The organism is Holtiella tumoricola (genome assembly GCF_027857615.1).
GTDB classification, from domain to species: Bacteria; Bacillota; Clostridia; order Lachnospirales; family Cellulosilyticaceae; genus Holtiella; species Holtiella tumoricola.
The window spans coordinates 1-427 of the sequence record NZ_JAQIFT010000019.1 but is presented as its reverse complement, the minus strand read 5'-3'; the positions used below and the strand labels follow the sequence as shown (position 1 = coordinate 427).

Here is a 427-nt window from a genome sequence, read left to right as displayed (position 1 = left end):
CAAAATGTCAGATGACAAACTTTTTAATTGAGAGTTTGATCCTGGCTCAGGATGAACGCTGGCGGCGTGCTTAACACATGCAAGTCGAACGGACTGCGAGGAGCTTGCTCCTCAAAGTTAGTGGCGGACGGGTGAGTAACGCGTGGGTAACCTGCCCTATGCAGGGGGATAACGTTTGGAAACGAACGCTAATACCGCATAATCTAGTTGGTTCGCATGAACTGACTAGCAAAGATTTATCGGCATAGGATGGACCCGCGTTAGATTAGCTAGTTGGTGAGATAACAGCCCACCAAGGCAACGATCTATAGCCGGCCTGAGAGGGTGAACGGCCACACTGGGACTGAGACACGGCCCAGACTCCTACGGGAGGCAGCAGTGGGGAATATTGCACAATGGGCGCAAGCCTGATGCAGCGACGCCGCGT

At 52.9% G+C, this 427-nt stretch carries 1 rRNA gene; it reads left to right on the top strand.

The window, feature by feature from the left end:
- Positions 1-23: 23 nt before the first annotated feature.
- Positions 24-427, top strand: a 16S ribosomal RNA gene (locus PBV87_RS05460); the annotation flags it as partial.